Below are 2278 nucleotides of genomic sequence, written 5' to 3' on the forward strand. Positions count from 1 at the left end.
CCTCCGCCCCCGCCCCCGCCCCCGTCCGCGCTCCCGGAGCCGGAGGGCGGGGTGGCCGCGGGCGTCTGCGTGGCCGCGGGCGTCTGCGTGGGTGCCTGTGTGGGGACTGCGCTCTCCGTGGGCGCCGGCGTGGCGGTCCTCCCGCCGGACAGCCCCTGCACCCGGGCCTTCTCTCCGCCGCCGGACGCCGATTCGGGCTCCCGGGAGCTCCGGGCGGGCGGCTGCGTGGCGGGACGGGCCTTCGGGGTACGGCTCTCCTCCGGGCGACCGGTCCTCTCCGCGGGGGACGGGGAGCGGGACGGGAAGGGGGACGGGGAGGGCGTCGCGGGCCGGGACCGCTCCGGATGCGGGGGCTCTTCGCCGGGGACGGGTTCCTCGGACCCGGCGGCCTCCCGCTTCGGGTCCGCCGTCGGGCATCCCCCGGCCGAGCAGCCGGAGAACGGTCCGCCCGAGTCCTTCCACGCCTGAACGCCGGCCGCGGTCCCGCCCAGCATCGCGGCCGCGGCGGCGACCGTCAGCACCGCCACCTTGACCGGCGCTCCGAGACGCCACCGCTCGCCGGGCCGGTCCGCCTCGGCGAGGCCGGCCCTCGCCTGGTCCACCGGCACCGGGGGGCACGTCACCGGCCGTCGCCGACTGCTCGGGGCGGAGCCGGCGCCCGACCGGCGCGTCCGCGAGCGGCTCCGGTACGGCCTCGGGCCCGGGATGCCCGCTGCGGCGAGGAGCACCCTCCTCCTCCGGCTCGTGACTACCCATGGCACCTCGTTCTCGCAGGACCTCGACCGCCAATCTTCCTACCATTTCGGTAAAGATCTGTCACAATTTTCGCCGCCGCCCCGGTTGATGAGACCGTCACGCCCGGAAGTGGTCCCAGCCGCCGCGCTCGGAGGTGCGGCCCTCGACTTCGACCCCCTCGCCCTCCGTCACGCGGCCGATCCGCGTCCAGGCGGGCGGGAGCCGTACGCCGCCGGGGAAGGTCGCGGCCAGCGCGTGGTCGTCCCCGCCGGTGAGCACCCATTCCAGCGGGTCGGCGGCGAGCAGGCGGGCCGCGGTCTCCAGCTCCGCGGGGACGGTACGGGCCGGAAGGTCGAGCACGATGCGCACGCCGCTGGCGTCGGCGATGTGGCCGAGGTCCTGCAGGAGTCCGTCGCTGACGTCCAGCATCGCGGTAGCGCCCAGCTCGGCGGCCTGGACCCCGCACGGGTAGGGGGGCCGCGGGCGGCGGTGGGCGTCCATCAGCGCCGTCAGCACCGCCTGGGACTCCGGGGCCGCCAGGGACTCCAGGACCGCCGGGGCCGGACCACCGGGCCCGGCATCTCCCGCGCGGCCGGACTGGAGCAGGGCGAGCCCGGCCGCGGCGTGGCCGAGGCGTCCGGCCACCGCGACCACGTCGCCGGGGCGGGCCCCCGAACGCGTGACCGGCGCGCGCCCGCCCAGGTCGCCGAGGGCCGTCACACCGATCACCACCAGGTCGCAGCGGGTGGTGTCACCGCCCACGACACTGGCCCCGACCAGGTCGCACTCGTCCCGGAAGCCGTCGGCGAGGTCGTCCAGCCAGCCGGCGGCGGTGGTGGCGGGCAGGCCGAGGCCGACCACGATGCCCGTGGGGTCCGCGCCCATGGCGACGACGTCGGAGAGGTTCTGGGCTGCGGCTTTACGACCAATATCGTAGGCACTAGACCAATCAAGACGGAAATGTCTATTCTCAAGCAGTAAGTCCGTTGTGACGACGACTCGTCCGTCGGGCGCACCCACCAGCGCGGCGTCGTCCCCCGGACCGAGCAGGACGGTCCGGCCCTGCGGCAAGCGTCCGGCAATACGTGCAACGATTCCGAATTCGCCGAGATCTCCGACTGTGATGACGCACCTCCCGTTCATCACAGGGTACGGTTGCCCTCCGGTACTGATCCAATCGCCCGGGAGGACGTGATGGTGCAGGCCTACATCCTTATCCAGACCGAAGTCGGCAAGGCCGCCGACGTTGCGCGCCAGATCTCCTCGATCTCCGGCGTCACGCAGGCGGAGGACGTCACCGGCCCCTACGACGTGATCGTGCGCGCGGAGGCCCGGAACGTCGACGAGCTCGGCAAGCTCGTGGTGGCGCAGATCCAGGCGGTGGAGGGGATCACGCGGACCCTCACCTGCCCGATCGTCCACATCTGACCCGAGGGAAGAACGCGTGTCTCTCCGGTTCGCCCGCCGGGCCGGCTGGGCCTGCGCCCTGCTGGCCCTCGCGGGATGCGGCGGGGCGGTCCGCGTGGACCCGCCCTCGCCGGAA

The 2278-nt window shown here is 74.5% G+C and carries 2 protein-coding genes and 1 pseudogene; 2 read left to right on the forward strand and 1 reads right to left on the reverse strand.

All coding sequences use genetic code 11. The annotated features are described in order from the left end of the window. Positions 1 to 468 (forward strand): annotated as a pseudogene (locus ACWJ6R_RS34895) (hypothetical protein); the annotation flags it as partial. Between the two features lie 384 nt (positions 469 to 852). Here ACWJ6R_RS34895 and ACWJ6R_RS34900 read toward each other — a convergent pair. Further along, complete coding sequence (locus tag ACWJ6R_RS34900; RefSeq protein ID WP_449066297.1) at positions 853 to 1878, reverse strand: thiamine-phosphate kinase; 1026 nt, start codon at positions 1876 to 1878, stop codon at positions 853 to 855. 51 nt (positions 1879 to 1929) lie between these two features. On the opposite strand from ACWJ6R_RS34900, the gene ACWJ6R_RS34905 reads away from it, so the two are divergent. Beyond that, positions 1930 to 2163, forward strand: coding sequence for an Lrp/AsnC family transcriptional regulator (locus ACWJ6R_RS34905; RefSeq protein ID WP_068897581.1), 234 nt, complete (start codon positions 1930 to 1932; stop codon positions 2161 to 2163). Positions 2164 to 2278 lie beyond the last annotated feature (115 nt).

It is taken from the genome of Planomonospora algeriensis, from assembly GCF_977012225.1.

Bases quoted from the DNA above. Each gene is read 5' to 3' on its own strand.
- ACWJ6R_RS34905 (WP_068897581.1), top strand. From the start codon at position 1,930: ATGGTGCAGGCCTACATCCTTATCCAGACCGAAGTCGGCAAGGCCGCC.
- ACWJ6R_RS34900 (WP_449066297.1), bottom strand. From the start codon at position 1,878: ATGAACGGGAGGTGCGTCATCACAGTCGGAGATCTCGGCGAATTCGGA.